Genomic DNA, 25,642 nt, shown 5'->3' with positions numbered 1-25,642 from the left:
TCAATCGGCATGACGAAGCGTCAGCACCTGCTTTGTTTCCTGGAAGGCGGCCAGTCCGAATGGGCCAAGTTCGCGCCCGATGCTGCTGCGCTTGTAGCCGCCCCACGAGGTCTGCGGATAGATCACTTGCGGTGTGTTGACCCACACCACGCCGGCCTCCAGCGCGCGGGCGACGCGTTCGCCGCGAGCCTCGTCGGTGGTGACGACGGTCGCCACGAGCCCGTAGTTGCTGTCATTGGCGACGTCTACGGCTTCCTGTTCCGTGTCGAATACGCGCATGCACAGGACCGGGCCGAATATCTCATCGCGCCATAAAGCACTCGTCGCGGGCACATCGGCAAAAATCGTCGGCGCGATGAAAAACCCCTGCTCCGGTGCGCCGGCCGGTCGGCCGCCGCCGGTTACGAGCCGGGCACCGTCGGCAATGCCCTGTTCGATATGGCCGAGCACCCGTTCGAACTGCGCACGGTTCACGAGCGGCCCCATCTGGACGCCCGGCGCAAACGGGTCGCCAACGACGATCCGATCCGCACGCTCGACCAGCCTCGCCAGCAACCTGGGCGCGAGTTCGCGCGCCACCAGCACCCGGCTCGTCGCGGAACACATCTGCCCGCTGTTGAAGAAGCCGCCCGCCTCGACCAGGTCGACCGCGAGGTCAAGGTCGGCGTCATCGAACACGATGATCGACGACTTGCCCCCGAGTTCGAGGCTCACGCCCTTGAGCGTATCAGCGGCGGTCTTCATTACCGTCTGACCAACCCCTGTGCTGCCGGTAAACGATACTTTCGCGACGTCCGGATGCGCGACGAGCGGCGCACCTACATCCGCACCGGTGCCCGTCACGGCGTTAAAGACCCCCGCCGGCAAACCGACCGACGCGATTGCCGAGGCCAGCTCGAGCTCCGGCAAGGGCGTGATTTCGGACGGCTTGAGCACGACGGTGCAGCCGGCCGCAAGCGCCGGGGCGAGCTTCCAGGCCGTCGTCACCATCGGGAAATTCCACGGGACGATCAGCGCCGCCACGCCGCACGGTTCGCGGCAAATCCGCGCACGTTGTTCGGTGCTGGGGATGCTGACTTCTTCGCCTGTTGAGTGGTGCAGCCGCTCGGCCAGCTGGGCGTAATAGCGAAACGTCGCGATCACGTCGTCGACATCCATGTGCGCCTCACTTTGCGGTTTGCCGTTGTTCAGCGATTGCAGCATGGCGAGACGCTCGCGCCGCACCTCGACTTCCGCCGCGATGGCGTGCAGGTAGCGTGCGCGCGCAGCGCCGGTCGTGTGCCGCCACGCACGGAACGCGCGGGCCGCACCGGCCACTGCCCGTTCGACGTCGTGTGCGGTGCCTGCCGCCACATCGGCGAGCCACGCCCCGGTTGCCGGGTTGAGCACCGGAATGCGCCGGCCCTCGGCGCCGTCAAGCCAACCGCCGTCGATATAGAGCTGCGTGAGGAACGACATGTCGTTTGGCGCATTCATGCCGGACCTCCCGTCACACGGTCGAACCACTTCTGTTCATCGATCTCGATCAAAGTGGGCACGCGGCGCCCCGCGGCCTGCCTGAGTTCGTTCGCCAGCACGGCTGGCGTATCGGCCGACGCGGCACAGCAGCCGAAGCCGCGCGCGAGCGCAAGGAAGTTCGGCGTGCCGATGTCGACGCCAATCGGCTCGATATCGCGTTCGACCATGTATCTCCTGATTTCGGCATAGCCGCGGTTGTTCCACAGCAGCACGATCACCGGCACGGCGGCTTCGACGGCGCTCGCCAGTTCCGGCAGCGTGAACTGCAGGCCGCCGTCGCCGATCAGGCAGATCACGGGGCGGTTGCCAGACGCGAGCCGCGCGCCGATCGCGGCCGGCAACCCGTAGCCCAGCGTGCCGTAGCCTGTCGATGAGTTGAACCACGACCTGGGGGCGGCCGCCTCGAAGACGAAATTGCCAGCGTAGACCGGGCGTGTCGAATCGCCCACGATGACCACCTCGGGCAGCGTGTCCGATATCGTGTCCAGCAGCACCGCCTGCGAGCGAATCGGCGCGTCGTAGCCGGCGTTGACCGCGGCGCGCACGGTACGCGCACGCGGCGCGCCCCAGCCGGGATCGCGCGGCGGCAACGGCCGCGTGGCGAGCCTGCTGTCCAGTGCGGTGAGCGCGAGCTTCGCATCAGCCACGATTGCCACATCGGGCCGGAAATTGCGCATGACCTGTTGAGGGTCGATGTCGATCCTGACCAGCTTGCCGTCGATTGCGAATCCATCGTCGAATACCACGTCGTAGTCGGTCTCGCCGAGTTCGGTGCCCACCGCAAGTACCACGTCGGCCTCGCGTACCAGGGCGCGCGTCGCGGCGAGCGACTGGGTCGAACCGATCGATAGCGCGTGGCCGCGCGGCAGCAGACCCTTCGCGTTGATCGTCAGCGCCACCGGCGCCTGCAAACGTTCAGCGAGCGAGCACAACTCAGCGGCGGCCTCGATCGCTCCGCCGCCTGCCAGAATCAGCGGCCGTCGCGCGGTGGCGAGCAAGGCGGCAGTCGCATCGAGCGCGGCGGGTGCGCCGGCCGGCTTCGCCGGAAGCACCACCGCGCTGGAAGTCATATCGCCTGCGGGGGCGACGATCACGTCGAGCGGAATCTCGATGTGGACCGGTCGCGGCCGCTCGGACGCAAACACCGCGAACGCGCGGGCCAGCACTTGCGGCAGTTCGTCCGCGTTCAGCAGCGTGTGGGAAAACGCCGTGAGCCCGGCGAATACGGCGCGCTGCGAGGGCAGTTCGTGCAGCCGGCCGGCGCCGCTGCCGAGCTGGCGCGTGGCGTTGACGCTGGAAATGACGAGCATCGGGATCGAGTCGGCATAAGCCTGCGCCATCGCGGTTGCGATATTCGTCATGCCTGGCCCGGTGATAACAAAGCACACGCCGGGCTTGCCCGTCACGCGCGCATAGCCGTCGGCCATGAACCCCGCGCCCTGCTCATGGCGGGGTGTGATGTGGCGCAGCGACGACCCCGCCAGCCCACGATACAACTCGACCGTATGAACGCCGGGAATGCCGAACACCAGGTCGACGCCGTACCGTTCGAGCAGCCTCACGAGCGCTTCACCGCAGGTCTGCATACTGACCGGGCGGGGCTGGCTGCGCCCGCGTGCATGGCCGAAGAGCGAAGTGGTATCAGGAGAGTTCATGAGATCCCTGGGTATTAACCGGTTGCCGCTGCATGCCTGTCTCCGGAGTTGGTGTGTGCGTCCATTCTTGCTTCGTGACTCACGCACTGCAAACGATGCATTTGCATGCTCGCTATGTTCCAGGCTCATGGCTCCAGTCAAGGGTCTGATACCTTCAGACGAATCGAGGATCAATATTCAGTACATATATGGATGCGTCCGGACGCGAAGCCGTATCGATCCGGCCATTGCATTGGTCTATGCAACACCTGGCGCAATGATGTACTTCATCAACGGATTGCAGTGGCCGGGGTACAAGCGTTTCGATTGGAGTGTTGTCGGAGAATCATCCTGTGCAGACTCGTGGGGGAGAGCACTGAAGACTGGGCAACCCAGCCTGTTGATTCCTTGCTATGCGGAGCGAAGATACGGCGGGGTCATGGACGATGAGATGCTGATGGCACTACCTCCAGAGACCTTGGCGCAGGCCATCGCAGGTATGGAGGCCCTCGCGAAACATGGTCTTCGATATCCGTTTGCGCAGTACGGAATCCAGCAGGATGCTCGTGCGGGGATGGAGGTTAGTTATCCAAAGAAGTAGGTCGTACTGCTTTCCACAAAACCATTCGTTGAAGCCCTTAACTCCCAATTGCATGTTGATCCGGACCAGCGCTGCGGAGTGGATGCCTTGGCCTGGGCGTAGATCGCCGCCTGTTCTGCCAGCAGTGAACCACACTTCATCCACGACAGCAGCGCGCGTGAAGCTCCATCCAGCCCGCATCAGCCGCGTCCCGACGGACGAACGGGCGGTCAGAAACGATGGCGAATACCGGCCGCGACAAGCAACTGACCGCGGCCCGCCGACGGATCAGATGTGTTGATCACGGCAGGGGCGCCCGACGAAGCGCGCTGATAGACCGTCTCGACATACGTATCGGTGCGCTTCGAGAACTGGTAGCCAGCCTGCAGCGCGCCTTCGTTCCAGTGCGCACCTGAGCCCTTCGTGTACGTGTACATGCCCGCGAGCCACACCGTCGGCGTCAGTTGGTACAAGCCATTGATCTCATAGTTGCTGAAGCCGGCCGAAGGCACCGCCGAACCGGAATCGGCATCGGTCACACCGCTGTAGGTCGAACGGGACCAGGCGGTGCCCACCGTAAAATCGCCGAGCGCGTAGCTCGCGCCCACACCATACGTGTTTTGCGTCCGCACGTTCGCCTCGAATACGTCGCGATTCGGGCCGGGCAGATTCACGGTGTCATACGCACCGCCCGCCGTGTTGCCACGGCCGTTCACGTGCAGGTAAGCCGCGCCCGCGTTGAGGGGGCCGTTCTGGTAGTTCGCGCCGATGCTGTATGCGCGGTTGTTCGCGAACTGGCCAGCACCGTTCGAAAACGCGTACATGCCGCCGAAGCTGAACCCGCCGAACGGCGCGCTCGTGTACTTGACTGAGTTGCGTGCAAGGTACGAGTTATTCGCGTTGTCGTTGTCGAACGGATGCGCGAATGCAGTGCCGCCAGCGCCGCCCGTCAGCGTGAACGGAGCGAAGTAATCGTGGATCGAGTCGTACTGGAGACCGAGCGCGACAGTGCCATAGGCTTCGTTGCCGAGCCCGACATAGAACGGGTGATCGTCGAAGCCCTCGCCGGTCGTCACGGAAAACCCGCGTTCGAGGCTAAAGATTGCCTTGTTGCCACCGCCGAGATCTTCGGAACCTTGAAGACCCCAGTAGCTCCCGTCGATCAGGCCGGTGGTGGTTTTGTACTGCGCGTTACCGCCCACGTTACTCACATACGCGAGCCCCGTATCAAGCTCGCCATATAGCGTTACGCTGCTCTGCGCGTGAGCGTTCGCGCTGAGGAACGCGAGCGTGGCGGCGGTGGTTGCTGGAATGCTGAAAAACTTGTTCTGTTTTGCTGACATGTTATGAACCGTTTGAAGCGGAAAGGCCGACCGAAGCAATCGCGCGCAGGATCGAACCCCATCCCACGCGGAACTTCGCTCGGGTCTAATACCACTGGCCGTAACGGCGGATATACAGCGTCTTCACAACCTGCGTCAGCATCACGTAGCCGAACATCGTTGCGACGAGCCAGAGCCAGTAGCTGTGATCCAGAGAAATGAAACCCAATGCCCCGGCCAGCGGAGAAAACGGTAGCCAGCAGCCCACGAAGATTGCAGCCGATGTCGACAGGAGCACTGGAAGGGACGCCGTACTCTGGATGAACGGAATCCTGCGCGTGCGCAGCATGTGGACAACGAGAGTCTGGGAGACGAGACCTTCGATGAACCAGCCGGAATTCATGATGGCCTGGCCGCCGCCGTGCAGATGGAAAGCCGCGCCAGCGCCGAACACCGTCCACAGCAGCACATAGGTCGTAATGTCGAACACCGACGACGTGGGTCCCAGCCACACCATGAAACGCCCGATGTTGCCTGCATCCCACTTGCGCGGCTTTTTCAGGAAATCAGGATCCATCCGGTCCCACGGCAGAAACATTTGCGAAAGGTCGTAGATCAGGTTCTGGATCAGCAACTGCATCGCCAGCATCGGTTCCCATGGCAGAAAGGCGGAGGCGATCAGCACCGAGAACACGTTGCCGAAATTCGAGCTCGCCGTCATGTTCAGGTACTTCAGGATATTGCCGAACGTCTCGCGGCCCTTGATCACCCCTTCCTCCAGCACCATCAGGCTCTTTTCGAGCAGGATGATGTCAGCGGTTTCCTTCGCGATATCGGCCCCTGTGTCCACCGAAATGCCGACGTCCGCATCACGAAGCGCCGGCGCGTCGTTAATCCCATCGCCGAGGAAGCCGACTGTGTGGCCGTTAGCCTGAAGCGCTTTGACCACTCTTGCCTTTTGCAGCGGGGTGAGTTTCGCAAAGACAGTGGTGTGTTCGACCATCTGCGCAAGCCGGGCATCGCCCATCGCCTCGATGTCGCGCCCGAGCAGCGGCGTGCCCGGATCCAGTCCCACGTCGCGGCAGATTTTCGTCGTGACAATGGGGTTGTCGCCCGTCAGTACCTTGACCGCCACGCCATGCTCGTACAGCGCACGGATTGCGGGGGCAGCTGAATCCTTCGGCGGATCCAGGAAGGTGAGGAAGCCGCGCACCACGAGGTTCGCCTCGTCAGTGGTCTTGTACTGGGACTTCGCTTCGGCGGGCGCGATCTCACGCGTGGCGACCACCAGCACTCGGTATCCTTCCTTGTTGTACTCCTCGGCCCGTGTGACCAGCATGTCGCGCTCGCGTGCCGTCAACTCGTGGACCGTGTCTCCGTCCTGAATGTGTGTCGACACCGCCAGCATCTCTTCGACAGCACCCTTCGACACCATCAACTGGTTGCTGTCCATCCCCTCGACCACCACCGACAGTCTGCGGCGCACGAAATCGAATGGCAGTTCGTCAACCTTGGTGTAGTGCGTAAGCTTCGCCGGCGCGCCAGGTTCATTGGCATGTTCCACGACGGCGATGTCCATCAGATTCTTCTGTCCGCTCTGGTGGAAGCTGTTCAGCCAGGCAAGTTGAAGAATCCGCTCGTCCCTGTTGCCGTTGATGTCGAGGTGATGTTCAAGGATGATTTTGTCCTGCGTGAGTGTGCCGGTCTTGTCCGTACACAGGACGTCCATCGCGCCGAAGTTCTGCACCGAGTTCAGGCGTTTCACCACCACCTTACGCCGCGCCATTGCGATGGCGCCTCTGGCCAGATTCGCCGACACGATCATCGGCAGCATCTCCGGTGTCAGGCCGACGGCTACCGCCAGCGCGAACGTCACCGCGGACAGCCAGTCGCCCTTGGTCAAGCCGTTGATCAGGAACACCACCGGCACCATCACCAGCATGAAGCGGATCAGCAGCCACGATACGCTATTGACACCGCGATCGAAGCTGGTCTGGACGCGCTTATGACTGACCACGTTTTTCGCCAGTGTGCCGAAATAGGTGTCGGCACCGGTAGCAATGACGATCGCCGTTGCCGTACCGCTGATCACATTGGTTCCCATGAAGCAGATATGGGCCATGTCGAGCAAATCGCCCTGATCATCGGGACTGGCATGCACGGACTTTTCCGTCACGGCGCCAAGCGTGTCGTACTTCTCGACCGGCAGTGCCTCGCCTGTCAACGCGGCCTGACTGATGAACAGGTCGCGCGACTGGATCAAACGGACGTCGGCGGGGATCATGTCACCCGCCTGAAGACTGACGATATCGCCGACGACCAGATCTCGCATCGCGATTTCCTGCTTCTCCGGATGCGCGAACACGGTCGCGCGGCGGGTCACTGTCGCTGTCGTACGGACCATGGACTTGAGTCGCTGTGCGGCCTTGTTCGAGCGGTATTCCTGAAAGAAGCGCAGCAGGCTGCTGACGCTCACCATCGTGAGCAGGATGCTGAGTCCAGTCCAGCTGCGATCGTCCGGCGAAGCAAAGTACACGTCCGTGAAGAAGGTGATGACGGACAGACCGAGCAGCACCAGCACGAACGGATTCCTGAAGGCCAATAGTAGCTGTACGAGTGCGTGCGGGGCCTTGTCGTGGGCGACCTCGTTGGGACCAGCAAACTGCAGCCGCTCCAGCGCGTCGTCCCTGAGAAGACCGTCGAGCGAGCTGAACGTCTGCTTTAGCGTGGCGGCGACAGATTCGTTCGCTTCGCGCACAACATGTGCGAGGGATATCTGTTCGCGCCTGGCAGTGCCAGACACAAAGCCTTTCTGTTTCTTCCTGGAGGTATGCTGATTATTTGTGGATTCGTGTTGCATGGGTTCTTCCTGATGTTCCGCGGGCAGTGAATTGCATGCGTTTTTCAAGGTGGGGTAATGCGCGGCTCGGCGTGTTCCGCGCCCGTCAGCAAGCCTGCAGATATCAGGGATCCGCACCCGCTGTCGGGCTGCCACCGTCGGATGGCGCGGTCGACGCCGGTGCCACCCGAACGAAGCAGACAACATTTGAAAACGCGACAGCGTCCGGATTGCTTCGCTACGACGGGCGCGCTGTCGACGCCGGGATCAGACTGGACGTGCTGCTGGCCGGAGCAGAGCCTTGGCCGCTGCCCACCATCGTGCCGACGGTGTGGCAGGCGTTTGCGGTGCGAGTGCCAACGGTGCTTCGCGATACGTATGCGGCTCGCGAACCTGTGGCAGTTGTGGTACGAGAAGGGCGAAATACATGCGGTTTCTCCGTTCGGGTCAGAGCCCGACTGATTGATTGAGGTCGCCGGGGCGCCTGCACGGCAACGCTCAAACAGTCAGGCAAGTGACGGCGAACGCATGCAGGAATCCATCGGGCAAAAAGAACGTAAGCGGCGTAAAGACCATAAGTCACTGTCAGGCATGACATCTCCTTTCCGGTGCGTTGTGCACGGGCGTGTCTGTTCATGCGCCCGCAGGGATAAACCTGCGGACGCATGCGAGCATGGCCCCGAGTCGGGCTCAGGAAACTGGCCGTACGGACGGACGCAATCATGCGTGCCGAAGCGGCGCTGAAATGGAGGGTACGGGAGCGGTACTGAAAACTACTGCGACGCGCACCGTTTGCCTGCTGGCAGAACGGTGGCTGAATGAGGCTAGCGGACGTTCTGCCGGTCAGGCAATCAAACTGTTCGAAGATCGACTACTGAAACTGTCCAAGGCACTAGCCCCTTTTGTGAAGACGGACGGATTTTAATCGGGCGCTCAGGACAACGTCAACCTGAAACTTGGCTGTACAGAGTAAATACGTGCGTTGAAGACTCGACGCATTCTGAGATAGGCTGCCACGAAAGGGTTCGGGGTAAAGATGACGGTACGATCCGCAAAAAAATCAGACCTGTCCTGGCATCTACACGAGATCAGGGCCGGCCAGCAGGGCCGCAATGTCGAGCGACATCGCCGAACTGGCGCGAGTCGACTGTCGCGCCGGAGCAGCTCTGAACCTCATCGCCCGCTTCCGGCAGACGAACTCGCCACGCGCTTCAACGCGCCGCGGGATCACCCGCTTCGGGCCCACGCGTCGCGGCTGTCGTCAGCGACTCCATCGGAATACCGCCACACTTGTTACTCCCAACGTTCAATTTCCCGTGACAAGCTATCTCACAGCCAACAACGAGCGATGAGCAGCGAATGAAATCGCGCTACAGCCACGCGGTGCGGGAATTAGCCCAGATCAGGAGATTGCAACATGACTACATCAGCCGGGAACGGACGGAAAGACGGACAGCCTGCCATGCGCACACCACCGGTGGTGTCACCGCAGGCGTGGGAGGCGGCCCGCGAGCAGCTGCTCGTGAAGGAAAAGACCCAGACCCGCGCCCGTGACGCCCTGGCCGCTGAGCGTCGGCGAATGCCGTGGATGGCCGTGGAGACGGCGTATGCGTTCGAGGGGCCGGCGGGCAAGGCCAGCCTGCTCGACCTGTTCGACGGTCGGCATCAGCTGATCGTCTACCGCGCCTTCTTCGAGCCGGGCGTGTTCGGCTGGCCCGACCACGCTTGCCGTGGCTGCTCCATGGTGGCCGACCAGGTCGCCCATGTCGCCCACCTGAACGCCCGTGACACCACGCTCGTCTTCGTCTCGCGTGCGCCTCAGGCGGACATCGCGCGGCTGAAGGCGCGGATGGGCTGGGAGATCCCGTGGTTCACCCTCACGGACAGCTTCGACACCGATTTCGGCGTCGGCGAATGGCACGGCACGAACGTGTTCTACCGCGACGGCGACCGCGTGTTTCGCACCTACTTTATCAACAACCGCGGCGACGAACAGATGGGGAGCACCTGGAACTACCTCGACATTACACCGCTGGGCCGGCAGGAGGTCTGGGAGGACTCGCCCGAGGGCTATCCTCAGACCGCAACCTACAAGTGGTGGAACTGGCACGACAGCTATGTCGCAGACGCAGCGCCCGACAAAAAGTGGGTCGAGGTGTCGGACGCCGGAGAGGCAGCGTTCCGCAACCAGCACGCGAGCACGAAGCCATGAGCCAGGTCAGTTCCGGTGGATCCGACCGACCGTGATCGTCGCGATCCGCCAGAAGCGAACCTGAAGTGGCTAACGCGTGGACCAGCATTTTTCCGCGACAGAGCCGCTCGCACTGCCGCGGAATTCGCCACTTGCCCGCCTGGTTCAAATCTGTTCAGAACGGCCACCAGCCGGAGCCGCCGTCACTCCGGTCCATTGCCATTGTGATGATTGTCCTGATCTCGGTCGAATCGGAACGAGTCGAAGAGGTCACTGATTGCCGGCGCGTTGACCGGTACGTACGGGTTGCTTGAGAGCTGCACCGGATTTGGCAGATTGTCGCGACTGCGCTGCGTGATCGGAGACAGCGACCAGTTTCGATCGATGAATTTGACGATCGACGCATGATCCGAATATTCATGCACTACGCGGCCACCGCGCGAATACGGCGACACTACGATCAGCGGAATCCGCGGACCGTCGCCGAAGAAATCCACCGGCTGGATGTATCCCGAATCGTAGTAGCCGCCGCCTTCGTCGGTGGTGATCAGGATCGCCGTCGATGCCCACAGCGCCGGTTTTTCCTGGACCGCATCGACGAGCTTGTGCACGAACGCCTCATACAGCCCGAACTTCGACGATTCCGGATGCCCGTCCAGCAGACCGCCCGGTTTGACGAATGACACGGCCGGCAAGGTCCCGGCCGCGATATCCGAATAGAGATCGGTCGTGTCCTGCAAGTGCGCGGCGACAAGCGCCGGATTGCTCATGATCGCGGTTTCATAGAGGAACGGGTTGCAGATATTGCAGTAGACGCTGCTCTTGGATTTGCTGACGAAGGTCTTCCAGCCTTCGCCGTAATACTTCCACGATACGTTTTTCGCCAGCAGCGAATCCGCGATCGTGCGCACCGGCGAAGGCGGAATCGTGAAGGCGCTGCTTGTATTCACGCTGCCGTCGCCGTTATAGCCCGGGTTGTAGTTGTTGAGCAGATAGTAAGTATTGGCCGCGCAGTTCGGATCGGGGTGATAGGGCAGCGAGCCGAGGTAATGGCGGATCGCGCCTACACCAGGCTGCTTCGGGTCAGAGCAGTTACTGTAGGTTCCGCCCGAATAACCGTCCTGCGTGTACCAATTGTTGGTGCCTGGCATCGGATGCGGATTTTCGATCTGATCGGCGGGCGGGGTCGTGGCATGACCGTTGCCGTCGGTGTAGTAGAGCGCATCGGCCGTACCGATCATGATGCTGTTCGCACCCGTGCCGCCCATCACCGGCTGGTGGTAGTTGTCGCTGATCGTATAGTGACGTGCGAGTTCGTTGAAATAGGGCATGTCGCCCGTATTTACGTTGTAGTAGCCGAGTGCCGTCGATCCTTCACCCGTGGTCTGGTCAGTGAAGTTGGCGGGCTTCGGCATGCCGTTCTTGCTGGCGCCGACCGACGTTTCGACCCACACAAACAGATCCATTTTGCAGCCGCTGGGATTATCGTCTGTCGCATGAGAGACGTTACAGTCCGACTGCTGCCAGTTCTGATAGAAGCGGTGCACCGGGCTATTCATGTACTGATCGTAGTTCGGTCCCACGCGCGAGATCTGGTATGGGCCGTTCGGCAGGTTGAAGGTGTTCGCGCCGAAGCGTGTATCCGGTACCAGTTGCGGCAAGCCCGACGCGCCGGTCGTCAGATGCACGAGGTCCTGTGGCAAGAGCGTCGCCCCTTCAGCGGCCTTGGCCGCCGCAAGGGTTGCGAAGGGCGGGGGACTGGTGTCGCTCGCGGCGGTCGCCACAAAGCCGGTGTTGGGTGCCGGCAGTACGGTATAGAGTTTCTTGCCCCCAGGGCTCAGTTCGAAGCGGTTGGGGTTGTCCGCGTCGGCCGTGTACTGCGCGGCTACCGCGAAATTAGGCCCCGGTTTGCCGTCCTGCGTGATGATGCCTTTGGAGAGCAGATTCGACACCGTTTGCCCACGTCGCGGCGTATAGGCGCCGAACACATGATCGAAGGTACGGTTTTCGCCCACTATCACGATGACATGCTTGATCGGCGAGGCCGTCCGGAAGGAGGCTGCATCAGACTGCTGACTGGCGGAAATGGATGGGTAAAGCGCCGCGCCAGCGGCGAGCGCGGCCAGGCTGCACGTCAGCAAGGCTTGCAAGAGGGGTTTCCGTGGGACGTTCTCGACACGCTTCATGGATCTCTCCAAACGGGATTGACACAGGGACGCCGACCGGCAGCGCGCACGATGTGTCGCTTACCTGGCGTTGCTTGGTATTACCGCGCGTTACAACGGAGAGAAAGTTAGGCTTGCTGTGTGTCCAACACAGGTTGGAAAAATGTCCGTTCCGCGTGAGTTATATGACGCGGCCGACGACTGCCTTTCGGGTTTCTTCTAAATGAATGACGATTTGTGATGAGGGCTCGGGCGTCACAATAGCTGGGCTTCGAGTAAAACATGCAACGGATGGCGCCGCTTCAAAAGCCAACGTCGTTCCTTCGGTTCGCTCTCGCCCCGAACCGGGACCCGGGCGTCAACCCCGCGCTTATAGGGGACCACGCGAGCCGGGTTGCCCAAGTGTTCAATTGCCAGGTTACGGATTGGGTTTCGAATACTCTCCGCAACTACGAGAGCGTCAGCTATATCGGTCTTCGACAGAAGCGCGGCGAACTTCTTCCCACCATAGTGGGCGAAGCGTTTTAAGATTCATTAGGACTCACTAGTAAAACGTCTTACCCGAGTGAAACCAGAATCGGCCTCACAGGTCACTCGGTGAGGTACCTACCGCCGGGTACGCCGAAGGCTAACATTGCCTTTGGCTCTGAAAACCGGGACCGCTCAGCGCAACAGATGCCCCGCCATCGGGAAATGTCGTTTCGTTTTGCTCATTCCGGGGACCCTGGATCGCGTCGAAGGCGCTGGCGCTGAGCTCCGTCGGCGATGCAGGCTTCCAGCATGCGGTAAAACATCTCCGTGCGGTCACGCGATGCAGGATCTGCATCGCGCTAGTCCGCGAGACGTTCCTCATCGCTCTCTCGATGCGGCGATGCACAACGAACTTGAGAAACCACTTAAACCTTAGACCGCCAAGGCCCGCCTCGCAAGGAGATGGACAGTTTCACCGCACACGGTCATGAAAATAGCAAAAGCACGGCAACAGCCACGCCCGGGCGAGAGGCAACCGGGCTGCGAAGGCCACATCCGGGCTTCATCGGGACGTGGTCTGCCCGTCTGAGAAAGGATGAGCCTGGATCCCCGTCTGTCCGAAAGCCAACGCAGGTCGGGTCGCCGCCATCTCGCATGAACAAAACAGACCAATGACGGCATCGGCCGCGAAAGCCGCGGCAATGCTGCGGCGCACACATACATAATTGTTAAATCGCGGTTAGAGGGTATACGCTTAAGTATCTTCCCTGCGAGAAACTCATGGACGTGCCGATTCTCCTGGAGCACACCGGATTGCTTGCCGCATGGCGTCGCCTTGCCATACAGGCAGAATCTGGTCAGCGGCAGTTGTACGAGTTGGACGAGTACGGTGAACTGGTGATGAACCCGCGCCCGTCGGCAAGGCGCCAGATAGTGCTCACAGATATTTTCTGTCACGTGACTGAACAGATTGGTCATCTCGCCGCCATGTCAGTGGCCGTTACGACCCGGTCATTCGGTATCAGAATCCCTGACGTTGTCTGGATGCCGTGCGACAAGTGGGACGGTTTCGACCGCGACGACCCCGTGCCGTTCGTGCCTGACCTCTGTGTCGAGGTGCTTCTCGATAGCGACCGGACGCAGGACATCGACCGGAGGGTCAAAGGATATCTGGAAGGTGGCGCTCGCGAAGTGATTGTCGTCGGCCAATGCGGACAGGTTCAATTTTGGGGAGCGAGGGGCCAGGTGCAAGCCTCAATGTTCGGGATAGCGCCGTTGCTTGACCGCATGTATCTCGAAGAAGGGGGCGTGTCCTCCATTCCCAGCGTAGGTTGCTGAGAAGCAACGACCGGCTACCCATTCCTGATGCGCCAGGCCACAGCAGTGATGCCAACGCGTGAACATATCATCTACCGCACGGCCTCTATTGGTAGCGACGAAAACCTCCCGCTGCCTCATCCATTTCATTCGGTTCACCATGCGCTCCACGTTCATCAAATTGGTGTTCATCGTCTACCTGCTTGGCAGCGGGACCTTGTACTCGATAGGGATATTGGTGCTATACCCCTTCGTCGGGAGGTCCGGACGCTACTGGCTTGCGGTGCAGTGGTGTCGTGCACTGGTTGTCGTAATGCGCTGGCTACCCGGGATCACCTGTTCAGTGGAAGGACTCGAGCATCTCCCGGAAGGGCCATCAATAATCCTGTGCCGTCATGAATCCACGTGGGAGACGCTGGCATTCCTCGCGCTGTTTCCACGACGCATCAGCTTTGTGTTCAAGGAAGACCTTCTGCGTATTCCGTTCTTCGGATGGGTGCTGCGTGGCCTTGACATGGTCAGCCTGAATCGTGGCTCGCCCCGCCAGGCACATCTGGCAGTGACACAGGAGTGCGCTCAGCGGCTGGCGAAGGGCGACGTCGTGGTCATATTCCCGGAAGGCACCCGAGTGCCGCACGGCGCACCGTTGAGACTGACGTCGGGCGGTATTCGTCTGGCGTGCGCGACCGGTGCCCCGGTCGTCCCTGTCGTCCACAACGCCGGAAAAGTCTGGCCAGCGAAGGGGTGGCCTGACGGGGCGGGACACATCGAGGTAATCGTCGGTCCCGCATTCCCTTCCCAGGACACGTCGCAACAGGAGTTAAGTCGCGCCGTTCACGACTGGATGAAGGCAGAATTGCTGACGCTCTGACAGCCGCCGTGTCAAGGTTCCGCGCTTGCCGTGATCAGGTCGGGGAGGCCGGCGTCACCTGACACGCGGTGCATGCTCTCTCTCGGAAGCTCATCGCGTCAGCCCGTCTTGCATGCGTTGATGCGAGTCGGCAAACGTCGTTTTCGCCGTATCCAGATTCAGTCTGATGAGCGTGTTCCCACCTTTGAGCATCTTGCTGATGAAGCGCGGACTCTGGAGCAGCTACTCTGTTGGCTTACGTCTGAGAACCTGCCTTTCGGCGGACGTATTCCTATATATTCCGAATTGGAGCATGGGCGCTTATAGTGGAACCAAGGTCGCCTTGGGGCCAGTTTCTGTTCGGGATAGACACCGTTGATTGGGGACGTCAAGATGGCTACCGGTTCTGGTTTGGTTTATGGCCCGCAGGGGCAGACGCCGGCGTCATTACTGGCGCTGGCCGGGTACCTCGAGCTCTCGCTTGACGAGGGGAAGTGCGTCGTCATGATGCGCCACGATAGGGAAGTCTGTTCAGTCTACATCGGCCACGTAACGGCCGAAGACGACGAACTGACTGGTTACGGAGCCATTGCGGCGGCAGTGGCCGACGAGATACTTGAGCTGACGCAGGCCGGCGTAAACCGGATAACAGTTGGCGAAGAGTCATACCGGTTTGTTCGGAGCTTTACGCACATCGGTGACGTTGGAGCGGTAGTGTTCGCTCCTGCCTAGGTCTGCGTCCCGGCGGAGGGTAGTGTGGGGTTTTGCAATAGCGGTGCAGCGATCAGCGCGGTCGCAGGACTCCGTCTCTCGAGTAACTGGGGTAAGCGTCACGCGCGGGAGAGTTGCTTCTTCGCATTGACCTGATGGCGACGGGCCGTTCCAGAGACGGTCATCCCACGCTCGAAGGCCTCGCGCACTATTGCGGGCTTCTCGTCAACGGAGCGCCGGCGGCGCTGTTCCGGCTCGGTCAGATCCTCGACAGGTTCTACATTGGAGTCAGGCTTGAACACAGGTGGAAGTGCCTCAAAGTTCTAGTGTTACCTCATGCCTGGCTTTCGCGGGGCCGCGCTCCAAATGCAGGGAAGGGGTGCGCCCCATCGCGCTCATCACACGGGCAGATCACGGTTACGTTGATCCGATGCTTCCCGCCTGGCAAGACCAGGCGGCCGAAGATGGTTGCAGCCTTGAGTTACGCACGATTCGAATTTCTGGCGCCACCTCTTTTTCCCAATGGACACATGTGTTGTTACCGCGTATGCATTTAATTCAAGTGTTTGCCTGATTAAGATGGCTCCACCTGCTGCAAACAACCATTCGCGGCAAATGACAGCTATCGAGGTGGATCATGAAAGTGAAAGTATTGGTACAGGCATTCTCAATCGTCGCGGCGCTCGCCGCTCCTGCCCTCGCGTTTGCTCAGTCGAGCAGCTCGATTACACACGCCCAGGTTCGGAATGAGCTCGTGCAGCTCGAAAAGGCGGGATACCGGCTAGGGGACGGCGACCAGACGAATTACCCGGAGCAGATTCAACGGGCAGAAGCACGGGTTTCGCAAGCGGACACGGCATCGAACGACTATGGTGGCGCCACGAACGGGTCGTCCGCATCCGGCTCGAGCAAGGATGCTGCACCCCAAGCGGAAATCCCTGGTCTAAAACCGATCTACTTTGGTCAGTGAATGGAGGGAGCCCGATTCTTTCATCCATTTCGCCGATGTATGGGGATTCGGGCTTTCGCGCATTTTGAACTCTACAGCCAGCGGTTCCGGTGCATGGTCATGCTCCGGAGCCAGGCCATCGACAGGATTCCCGCATCAATGAGGAGAGTCCGTTTTGGCATACGCCGACTCCCACCCGCCGCCGAGTACCTTGCATAGCGTGATGAGGTTGGCAGCGGCCTCGGCCTTGCTTTGCTCAAGGCTGCTTTGCGAGTCGAGCAACTGTCTCTGCACGTTCAGCACGTCGAGATAATCGACCGCGCCTGCCTTGTACCGTTGCTGCGCAATCGACAGCGCGCGCTTGTTCAGGCTGACGACCGTTGTCAGGCGATCGCGCCGACGCTGCTCAGCGTCATAGACGACGAGCGCATCGTCCACCTCGCGCCACGCCTGAAGTACCGTACGTTTGTAGACAATCGCCGCCTCCTGCTGCTGAGCCTCGCGCAACTGGAGTGTTCCCTTGAGGCGCCCGCCTTCGAATATGGGAAGCGTGATCGACGGTCCGACGACAAACTGGCCGGATGCCCAGTCGGCGAGGGTCGTGAGCTGAAGGCTCTGGAACCCCGCGCTGCCGTTCAGCGATATGCGTGGATAGAAGTCGGCCTTCGCCATCCCGATCTCCGCCGTGGCCGCGTGCAGTTGCGCCTCGGCCTTTCTGATGTCGGGTCTGCGCTGCACCAGCTCCGACGGAACGCCGATGGGCACCCGTTCAGGCAGTGCCGGAACATCGTGCGGCTCGCCGAGCGTTTGCCGTAGCGCGCCTGGTTCCTCGGCCAGCAACACCCCAATCGCATTGATCGTGGTCTCGGAACGCGATTCGAGCGTCGGTATCAGGCTTTCGATCGTCTCCGCCTGTGCGGAAGCGTTGGCGACGTCCAGATCCGTCGTGACGCCTTCGCGTTCCCGGGTTTGCGTGAGCTTTGTGGCGTCGCGGGCGATTTCAAGGTTCAGTTTTGCTATCTGCAGCAGCGCCTGCGTGTCACGCAACTGGATGTAGTCTCGCGCGAGTTCGGCGCGCGCAGACAACAGGACTGCGTTCCGGTCTTCGTAGGTGGCATCGGTCAACGCTGTCGCGGCCTCGACACCGCGTCGAACCCGACCCCAGATGTCGAGTTCCCACGATGCATCGAAGCCGAACTGGTAGAGGTTGAAAGCCGGCGAGCCCTTGGAGCCAGGCATGGCAGCCACGCCGAGCGGCGTGTTGCCCGAGGCCGACTGCGTCTGGGTTCCCGTCGGGGTGACGCCAAGCAAGGACAGGATGCCGTTCTCACTTCCGCGCTCGCGGTAATAGGAGGCGGCGCCGTTCAGCGTCGGATATTCTGCGGCACCGGCAATGCGTTGCTCGGCCCGGCTTTGCCACAGACGCGCCGACGCTGCCGCCACGTCAAGGTTCGCGTCGGTCAGTTGTTTTTCCAAAGAGTCCAGCATGGGATCATTGAACAGCGTCCACCATTCCGGACTGAATTCGGATTCAACTGCTGTGCTTGACGCCTGCGCAGACTGGGTGCGGTTAAACACGTCGGGCGTGGTGGTCTGCGGAGGTTCGAAGTTCGGGCCGACGAGACAACCCGCGAGCGCGGAGCACAGCAGCACCGCCAGAGCCGGCGTGCGGATCGGGAATTCGCTTGCCTTCATTTTGCGTCTGCTCCTGCGATCCGCGTATCGGCACGCTTGCCAACGGCGACCTCCGTTTCGACAGAAAGCCCCACGCTCAAGGCAGACGCTGCCTGCTGTCCGGGGTCGATTGTGATCTTGACCGGCACGCGCTGGACGACCTTGGTGAAGTTGCCCGTTGCGTTGTCGGGCGCGATAGGCGCGAAGCTCACCCCCGTAGCGGGAGCAAGACTATCGACATGCCCTCGAATCACCACGCCCGGAAAGCTGTCAACCTTGATACGCACGGTCTGGCCGGGTCGCATGTGGGTGAGCTGGTTTTCCTGGAAATTGGCGACGATATAGGCATCCGACAGCGGGACAATCGCCAGCACCGGTGCGCCGGTTGTAACGAATGCGCCGACCCGTGCCGAACGTCGTCCAACCTTGCCGTCGACGGGCGCGCGGATCTCCGTATAGGACAGGTTGAGTTTCGCCTGCTCGAGCGCGGCCTCGGCGTGGGCCAGCGCGCCTGCCGCCTTGTCGCGCTCGGTACGCAGAACGTCGAGGTTCTGCTCGGTCGCAACGAGTGCGGCCCGGTCGCGGGCCTGCTGCGCGAGTTGCTCGGCCAGCGCGCTCGAAGACTGCTGTTGCTCCTGCGTCGTTCCCGCGCCCGCTTCCGAGAGATTGCGGTAGCGCGAGGCGTTCTCTCGCGCAAATTCGATCGCCGCTTCGTCTGACCGAAGCGTGGCGCGCGCCTGGTCGACAAGCGCGGGATGCCGCGCGATCTCGGCTTCGTAGTTCGCAACCGATGCCTTTGCCGCGACCACGTCCGCCTGCGCACTCATCAGTGCCGCCCGGAAGTCGCGGTCATCGATACGGACCATCAATTGCCCGGCCTTGACCTGCTGGTTGTCCTCTACCAGGACCTCTGAAAGCTGGCCAGCGACACGCGGCGCAACCAGCGTGAAATCGGCCGTCACATAGGCATCATTGGTGGTCTCGCTGTTTGAGTCGGCAAACAGTCTGATGCAGGCCCAAACGACGACGCCGAGTATCACCACAATCGCGGCAAGACGAATCATTCTTTTGCGAGAGAATCGGGTGACCGATGACATAGATATCGTCGCTTAGCGGGAAGGGGGCGGTGTAGTGCTCCAGGGCGGATAAATACGCACGGGCAACACCGGAATAACCAGAAGAAAAGCGACGGCGATACCTGCCATCACGCGATAGAGATCCGCCGATGTCAGCACGACGGCCTGCTCGTGGATCCGGTGCGCGAGTTCACCCAGACCATGCACGGCATCGATGCTTTGGCCCGTCACCAGCGCGTTGTTGCCCAACCGGTCCACCAGCATGCTCGAATGAAAATGCTCGCGCGCGGTACCCAGCCCTTCAAGGAGACCGGTTGCCGCAGCGCCGATAAAGGATTTGACCGTGTTGAACATGGCCGAGGCAAAGGGACCTTCCGTGGGGGGCAAGCCTGTCGTGACGCCCATCAGGATCCCCATGATCACCATCGGTTGCGCAACGATCTGTAGGGACTGAAGCCAGTAAAAGTTCTCGCGAACCCACTCGGAGGTCACGAAACTCCCCAAGAAGCACGTGGTGGCCATCAGGCAAAGTCCAATGGCCATGACCCAGCGGTGGTCGACCTGCCGCAGGTTCAGGACGGCGGCGGTCGCAGGCAGCGTAATCAACAGAGGCAAGGCGACCAGCAAGGACAGAGGCGTGGTCTGCAGCGGCCTGTAAGCGTGGATCTGGGCGAGATACTGGCTGGGTATGGCGGCGACGCCAACCAGCAGCGTCACCGCGCCTACCAGTGTCAGTAGCCCGTGCGCGAGGTTCCTGCGGGCAAGCAGTTGAAGCTTGAAAAACGGCAGCGGATGAAACCACTCGTTGACGAGGAACGCCACGAGCAGCAGCGCTCCTCCATAGAGCATTGCGCAGATGAACGGAGAATCCAGCCAGTCAAGGCGATCACCCTGCAGAAGACCAATGACGAGCATGGCGATGGCGAGGTATCCCAGTATGAATCCGCGCCAGTTGAACGATCTGAATCGTTCGAGTTTGTAAGGATCCCGCGGCAGCCCCTGCTGGATTGCCACACAGCTCACGAGACCAAGCGGCACGATTTGCCAGAATGCCATTTGCCAGCCGACATATTCTGTCCATAAGGCCGCGAGAGGCGTGCCGAGCGCCGGCCCGAAGGTTGCGGTCATTGCGTACCCTGCGAGTCCATATAACTTGATTTTCGGGGGAAGATATCGCAGAGCCACGATGATCAACATCGGCGGTAGACATCCGCCGGCTACCCCCTGCAGCGCACGCAACACATAAAGGGTAAGCAGGTTCGGCGCAAAGGGACAAAGGAATCCGATGAACATCACGCCCAGTACGGCGCCGGTCGTAAATCGCTTCAGCGTGAAGGTCACCCCAAACCACGGAGCAAATGCCATCGTGGCCACGTTCGTCGCCTCGAACAGAGCGGTCAGCCAGGTCCCATCGTCAACTCCGATCGAGAACGCCCCCCGAATGTCGTTCAGGGCCACCGCGGTGACCTGTTCGTTCAATATGGCCAGTAGCGACGCCAGCAACATTCCAATCAGGCCAATGGCGAGGCGCAGCGGTAGCGTGGCTTCTGCGGTGGGTTGCGGTACAGGAGGCGTCGCTGCCTCCCGCACAGTAACCGGCGCCAACGATTCCGCCTCTTTGGGTTCTGCCGTTCCGGTTGTGGATGGGTTGGCGGTGGTCATAAGGGCCCGCTAGGCAATGAGTAGATTTAATTGGGGCATTGCATTAGAAAATCTCCCTCTCACGCCCGGAACTCGCGAAGATCCCAGAGGCTCCGCGAAGAGGCTCGATCGAATGCCTCTATGGGTTTTCCTGCAGTCATTCCAATCGGTTCGTTGCCTATCGTTACCGCGCCATGACCTGATCTCATTCTAGGAGACGGGTCCGCTTGCTTAAAGAGAAAAAAGGTCACGCATCAGTCGATTCCATTCGCAAATCTTGCCAATGTCATCACAGCAATCGGACAACGCGACAAGGAGCGTCACGAAGGCAAAGGGTTTCCGGTATTTGTGCGATGAGCGGGGCTTGGATAAAGCGGGGGATCTAATTCTTCATCCGCGCTTTTCGAAGCCTGCACCGGCGAACGCCAGGGCCGTGATTCTTGCATCAGCGATAGACGAGGCGAAGCCGGTCCGATTGCATCGGTGACCCGCTCGGCTGGAAATGATCTTTTTCCATTCGGGGGACTACCGCCTGACTGGCGATAGCCAGGCCGCCGTTTCTCCTGACGAATCGCATTTCTGGGCGCCGTAGGAACAGCTCGTCAAATCTCGCCAGGCAATCGTGACGGTCGAGGAGCTTGTCAGCTCAATGAGACTGATCATCAGATGCGGTGAGGGCGCGGTACCGACTGCACCGTCGGTATCCGTCAGCGCAACCCGTCTTGAATGTCCGCGTGCACGATGCGAAGGTTTCGCCATCGTAGTGATTGGAGTGATGGGATGGACGACGATGCGATCGACCGAGCTGCTGTGCGAACGGGCGCACGGCGTCCTCGCCAGGGCGAGGCGTTCTGGCGGGAAATGGACGCGACATGGAAGGCGAGCGGCGTTGGTACTCGGCGCTTCTGTCGCGGGCAAGGCCTTGCCGTCAGCACTTTCGGGTTGTGGCGCAAGAAGTTTGCGGGCGAGACACCTTCCACAGGGAGTCCGCTGGCCGTGACGGCGGACGCGACGTTTGTCATTGCTCGCCTCGAAGGTGAGCCTGCGGCGACGCCACCATCTGCGCCAGCCGATACGCCATCAACATCGCCGCGTGATCGCGTTACGTTATCGATCGCCGGCGTTCGCATCGAACTGATTGGCGTGCATGCCGAACGCATTGTGCGCTTCGTGCTCGGACAGCTTGGCGGTGTACGGTGCTAATCGCGAGCCGTCAAGGCTCACGGTCATCGAACACATCCGCTTCAAGTATGCAGCAAAGAAGGATGGCGAGTCGACCATCGTGACAGCGAGCGCTCAGCCCTCGCCGCTGCCCAGGAGTAATGCGAGCGCGAGCCTGCTCGCAAATATCCTGGTCAACACCTACGTCGATCATCTGCCCTTGAATCGGCAAGAGATGCGCTATGCGCGTCGAGGTATTCACCTGCCTCGGGCCACGCTGTGCGAATGGAAGCTGGCCGCAGCTGAATTGCTCGACGTGCTTTGCCGTCGCTGCGTGCACACCAGTTGCAGGCGCCTTGCATGCACGTCGACGACACGACACTGCCTTTGCTCGAGAAGGGCCGCAAGACCACCCGCACTGCGCGATTATGGGGCTATCTGGGAGCGGGCCAACGCGAGGAGAATGACGTCTGGGTAGATCACCCTCCGGCGGTCGTGTTCGAGTTCGCTGAGTCGCGCGCAGGCTCGCATCCGCAGGATTACCTACGAACTTACAAAGGCTACTTGCAGGCCAATGCATACAGCGGGCACGAGGCGCTCTATGAAACCGGCGACATCATCGCGGACGGTTGTTGGGCGCATTGCCGTCGACGGTTCTTTGAAATCTCCAAGACCCAAAGCAAGGCTGGGCTCGCGGTACAGGCGCTGCAGTGGATCGTCCAGCTATATGCCATCGAGTCGCGAATCAACCATCAGACACCCGACATCAAATACGCGGCGCGGCAAACTGAGGGGTTACCGGTACTTGCAAAGTTCCGGCAATGGCTGGAAGGCAATGTCATTGGTTTGCCGGCTCAGGCACCGCTCGCCAAAGCGTTCGGGTACGCGTTACGTCATTGGCAAGCGCTGATTCGCTACACAGAGAGCGGTGTTCTGTTACCCGACAACAACGCGTTGGAACGGCAGATCAGGCCGATTGCTCTTGGAAGAGTCAACTGGACCTTCGCAGGTTCGCCGCGAGGCGCTCGTGCGACAGCCACAATGTATTCACTGCTCGGCACGGCTCGCCTGAGCGGTTTCGAACCGTACGCGTGGCTGAAGGAAACCATCATTTCGCCTTAAGTCCGTCAACCGGTTGACGGACTAGTCGCGCTTTGTGAGGGCCGATCTCCTCGCCCGAAAAGCACCCAAAAATCACGATCCTTTTGCATGACTGGCTTCCCATGCGGGCTGATTCAATTGAGTCGGCCCAATTGGATCAACCGTCATGCGTCTTTTCAGAAGCAAAAAGCAGATTGCCCTTGCCGTCGCCCCTGGCGGCTATTCCGAAAAAGATCCCGAAAAGATCATCTTCGATAACGGCGCTCGTCTGCGCGTCGAGACGGTCCGAGCGGCGATCGGTCGCTTGCTACGTGACTGCTGTGCGAAGTCGCGAATCTGGTTAAAAGCCTGCCAGTCCCATTTCAACAGGCGCACGAGTGTGCCGCGATACCGGCCCCACAGGTCCTCAAGCGTGTAGCGCGGGTTTTCCTCCAGCGCCCGACGCGGTTCGTTGAGAGCGCGGCTCACCTGAGAGTGTGCAAAAGTTGGGGAGGCTGCCAGGGAGGGCCGCTCGAGCATCCGGGCGCGACACGGGCTTCGAATGGGGTACGCTGATCGGCTGATCGATATCACAACGGTGGGAGCAAACCATGCGGTTGATCATCGAAGCAAGGTTGGCCAACGGAGACAGCGACACGGTCAATGAGGGCGACGGAGTTCTGGCTGTCGTTGAGCGGCGTGACTGTAGTCTTGCGCAACTGGGCCTGACTCTCGCGGAGGGGCGGTAGCTGCTGGCCAAGGTTCAAGGCGAGCTGGTATCGAAACAGGTGGAGTGGTGGCTCTCGGGCCAGAGCCATTGTCGGCGCTGCGGCGCGTGGTGCATCCCTTGTCCAAAGCCCTGACCAGCCGCGCCACGCCGGAGCTGGAATACCTCCAGGCGAAATGGGCAGCCCATTTGCCGTACCGGCAGGCCACGGCCATGCTCAAGGAAGTGCTGCCGCTGGCCAAGGGCATTTCGTTCAGCGGCACCCGGGATCGGATTCACGCTCTCGGGAAAGGTCAGGGTCGCGATTTTGAACGGGGAATTCTCGCCCCGCCGCATCTCGGCGCTCAAGATAGCCGCCTCGCGTCACGGCAAATGCATCGGGACAGCATCGCCGGGCCGGCACCGACCAACCAACAGAACAGACCGTGGAGCGCTGCCGCAAGCCGGGGCAGCCTGATGAAATCGACCTCCCCAGGTTTTGCACGCTCTCCCTACCGAGGCTCGCCGGAATAGGGCAAAAGCGATATTCTGTTCTCATCGTCCAATATCAGAACAATATCGCGTCATGGAATTGCGTCACCTTCGGCATTTCGTTGCGGTTGCTGAAACCCAACACTTCGGTCGTGCGGCAGCGCGGCTCGGCATGGCTCAGCCGCCGCTTAGCCAGTCCATCATGCGTCTTGAAGAGTCGCTCGGTATCAAGCTACTCGAGCGTACGTCTCGTGGGGTTTCGCTCACACCTGCTGGTGCGGCGCTGATGGCAGAGGCGAAGCCGTTGATTGCTCAGGCCGATCTGGCCGAGCGTCGGGTGCGCCAGGCCGCGGACGAACTGGCCAGCCTCAGTATTGCGTTCGTGCCGATGTGCGCGATGAGCATCCTGCCGCACGCCATGCATGCGCTCCGAAAACAATGGCCTGGAGTTGACGTGCGGCTGATCGAGCGCGGCAGTGCGCTAACCGTCGCCAGTGTCAAGAACGGCAGCATTGATCTTGGCGTGGTCGTCACCAATGTCGCCGATGTGACGGAACTCGAAAGTATCGTCATTGAACGGATGCGCATGGTGGCCGCGGTTCCTGCGAACTGGCCGCTCGCTGAACAGACCTGCATCCGTATGACGGATCTCGCGGCCTATCCGCTCATCATGTTCCCGCAGCAAGTCTCGCAGCCAGTGTTTGCAGCGCTCGAGGTTGCCCGGCGCGATGCCGGCGTGTCTCCGAAAGTCACGCAGCAGGCCCGTCATCCTTATACGATGCTTAATCTTGTTGCGAATGAACTCGGCGTGGCGCTGATGCTGGATTCGGCAAGGCACCTGCCTGTGGAGGGAGTGGTTTTCGTCGACATTGAAGATCTTGCGCCATCGTTTGATACGGAGGTTTCTCTTGTGTGGACCGATCGTCCGCACAAACCCTATCACCGCGCGATGCTCGATCTCATTCGCGATCTTTCAGACCTTCCGCTAAAGTGAGCGGGCCCGCCCGCGCTGCATGAACCGCTGCGGGCGTTCAATCGTAATCGCAACGGCTGGCACATTGGAGACCAATCTGGAGACCGATCGCGCATATTCGCGCTACTCCCCGTCCGCCTGTCCACTCGGCGTCAACCCGTAAGCGCCATTCTCCCTCTGACGTCGCGCGCAGTCGACATATCCCTGACTAACTCATCTTGGGGCGACCACCCTCACGCACAGCGGACTTCCACAGGTTTTTCTCTGTCTTGACACCGCTGCCTGTAGCGTT

Annotated in this window: 17 protein-coding genes and 2 pseudogenes; 10 read left to right on the top strand and 9 right to left on the bottom strand. The window is 60.9% G+C overall.

Annotated features, from left to right (window positions below):
• Nucleotides 1-1,476 (bottom strand): aldehyde dehydrogenase family protein, encoded by a 1,476-nt coding sequence (locus B0G77_RS41150; RefSeq protein WP_133667566.1) that lies wholly within the window; start codon nt 1,474-1,476, stop codon nt 1-3.
• On the bottom strand, nt 1,473-3,173 hold the full coding sequence (locus B0G77_RS41145; RefSeq protein ID WP_133667565.1) for a 5-guanidino-2-oxopentanoate decarboxylase: 1,701 nt from the start codon (nt 3,171-3,173) through the stop codon (nt 1,473-1,475). The genes B0G77_RS41150 and B0G77_RS41145 overlap by 4 nt, the downstream gene beginning before the upstream one ends.
• 211 nt (nt 3,174-3,384) lie before the next feature.
• Between B0G77_RS41145 and B0G77_RS41140 the strand changes: the two are divergent.
• Nucleotides 3,385-3,753 (top strand): annotated as a pseudogene (locus tag B0G77_RS41140) (DUF169 domain-containing protein); the annotation flags it as partial.
• Between the two features lie 209 nt (nt 3,754-3,962).
• Here B0G77_RS41140 and B0G77_RS41135 read toward each other — a convergent pair.
• Both B0G77_RS41135 and mgtA read right to left on the bottom strand, forming a co-directional pair.
• Nucleotides 3,963-5,075: a porin gene (locus tag B0G77_RS41135; protein ID WP_133667564.1), complete on the bottom strand. Its 1,113-nt coding sequence runs from the start codon at nt 5,073-5,075 to the stop codon at nt 3,963-3,965.
• Between the two features lie 85 nt (nt 5,076-5,160).
• Entirely contained in the window at nt 5,161-7,914 is a 2,754-nt protein-coding gene (mgtA, locus tag B0G77_RS41130; protein ID WP_133667563.1) for a magnesium-translocating P-type ATPase, read from the bottom strand.
• A gap of 1,396 nt (nt 7,915-9,310) precedes the next feature.
• On the opposite strand from mgtA, the gene B0G77_RS41125 reads away from it, so the two are divergent.
• Nucleotides 9,311-10,105 (top strand): thioredoxin family protein, encoded by a 795-nt coding sequence (locus B0G77_RS41125; protein ID WP_133667562.1) that lies wholly within the window; start codon nt 9,311-9,313, stop codon nt 10,103-10,105.
• A 182-nt stretch (nt 10,106-10,287) separates the two neighbouring features.
• On the opposite strand, the gene B0G77_RS41120 is transcribed toward B0G77_RS41125, so the two are convergent.
• Nucleotides 10,288-12,270 (bottom strand): alkaline phosphatase family protein, encoded by a 1,983-nt coding sequence (locus B0G77_RS41120; RefSeq protein WP_133667561.1) that lies wholly within the window; start codon nt 12,268-12,270, stop codon nt 10,288-10,290.
• Nucleotides 12,271-13,500: 1,230 nt separating this feature from the next.
• Here B0G77_RS41120 and B0G77_RS41115 point away from each other — a divergent pair.
• From B0G77_RS41115 to B0G77_RS41100, 3 genes are all read left to right on the top strand, one after another.
• The gene (locus B0G77_RS41115) at nt 13,501-14,058 is read left to right on the top strand and encodes a Uma2 family endonuclease (RefSeq protein WP_133667560.1); all 558 of its coding nucleotides are present in this window, start codon (nt 13,501-13,503) and stop codon (nt 14,056-14,058) included.
• 139 nt (nt 14,059-14,197) lie between these two features.
• On the top strand, nt 14,198-14,908 hold the full coding sequence (locus tag B0G77_RS41110) for a lysophospholipid acyltransferase family protein (protein WP_133667559.1): 711 nt from the start codon (nt 14,198-14,200) through the stop codon (nt 14,906-14,908).
• A gap of 372 nt (nt 14,909-15,280) precedes the next feature.
• On the top strand, nt 15,281-15,619 hold the full coding sequence (locus B0G77_RS41100) for a hypothetical protein (protein ID WP_133667558.1): 339 nt from the start codon (nt 15,281-15,283) through the stop codon (nt 15,617-15,619).
• A gap of 125 nt (nt 15,620-15,744) precedes the next feature.
• Here the strand turns inward: B0G77_RS41100 and B0G77_RS41095 are convergent.
• A pseudogene (locus B0G77_RS41095) lies at nt 15,745-15,900 on the bottom strand (IS3 family transposase); the annotation flags it as partial.
• Between the two features lie 341 nt (nt 15,901-16,241).
• Here B0G77_RS41095 and B0G77_RS41090 point away from each other — a divergent pair.
• Nucleotides 16,242-16,568 carry a DUF4148 domain-containing protein gene (locus B0G77_RS41090; protein WP_133667649.1) on the top strand — a complete coding sequence of 109 codons (327 nt, stop codon included), beginning with the start codon at nt 16,242-16,244 and terminating at the stop codon, nt 16,566-16,568.
• 135 nt (nt 16,569-16,703) lie between these two features.
• Here B0G77_RS41090 and B0G77_RS41085 read toward each other — a convergent pair whose 3' ends face one another.
• From B0G77_RS41085 to B0G77_RS41075, 3 genes are read right to left on the bottom strand one after another with little or no spacing between them, the layout of a single operon-like run.
• Nucleotides 16,704-18,242: an efflux transporter outer membrane subunit gene (locus B0G77_RS41085; RefSeq protein WP_133667556.1), complete on the bottom strand. Its 1,539-nt coding sequence runs from the start codon at nt 18,240-18,242 to the stop codon at nt 16,704-16,706.
• The gene (locus B0G77_RS41080; protein ID WP_133667555.1) at nt 18,239-19,318 is read right to left on the bottom strand and encodes an HlyD family secretion protein; all 1,080 of its coding nucleotides are present in this window, start codon (nt 19,316-19,318) and stop codon (nt 18,239-18,241) included. The genes B0G77_RS41085 and B0G77_RS41080 overlap by 4 nt, the downstream gene beginning before the upstream one ends.
• A 12-nt stretch (nt 19,319-19,330) precedes the next feature.
• The gene (locus B0G77_RS41075; RefSeq protein WP_133667554.1) at nt 19,331-20,959 is read right to left on the bottom strand and encodes an MFS transporter; all 1,629 of its coding nucleotides are present in this window, start codon (nt 20,957-20,959) and stop codon (nt 19,331-19,333) included.
• A gap of 759 nt (nt 20,960-21,718) precedes the next feature.
• Here B0G77_RS41075 and B0G77_RS45660 point away from each other — a divergent pair.
• From B0G77_RS45660 to B0G77_RS41045, 4 genes are all read left to right on the top strand, one after another.
• Nucleotides 21,719-22,141 (top strand): hypothetical protein, encoded by a 423-nt coding sequence (locus B0G77_RS45660; RefSeq protein WP_347814221.1) that lies wholly within the window; start codon nt 21,719-21,721, stop codon nt 22,139-22,141.
• 279 nt (nt 22,142-22,420) lie between these two features.
• On the top strand, nt 22,421-23,221 hold the full coding sequence (locus B0G77_RS41060; RefSeq protein ID WP_279571387.1) for an IS66 family transposase: 801 nt from the start codon (nt 22,421-22,423) through the stop codon (nt 23,219-23,221).
• 805 nt (nt 23,222-24,026) lie between these two features.
• Complete coding sequence (locus B0G77_RS41050; RefSeq protein ID WP_133667552.1) at nt 24,027-24,419, top strand: hypothetical protein; 393 nt, start codon at nt 24,027-24,029, stop codon at nt 24,417-24,419.
• 52 nt (nt 24,420-24,471) lie between these two features.
• Nucleotides 24,472-25,371, top strand: coding sequence for a LysR family transcriptional regulator (locus tag B0G77_RS41045; protein ID WP_133667551.1), 900 nt, complete (start codon nt 24,472-24,474; stop codon nt 25,369-25,371).
• Nucleotides 25,372-25,642 lie beyond the last annotated feature (271 nt).

Origin of the sequence: Paraburkholderia sp. BL10I2N1, from assembly GCF_004361815.1 — a bacterium.
Classification (GTDB): Bacteria; Pseudomonadota; Gammaproteobacteria; order Burkholderiales; family Burkholderiaceae; genus Paraburkholderia.
The sequence above is the reverse complement of the archived record's forward strand: the minus strand, read 5'-3'. Positions and strand labels throughout refer to the sequence as shown.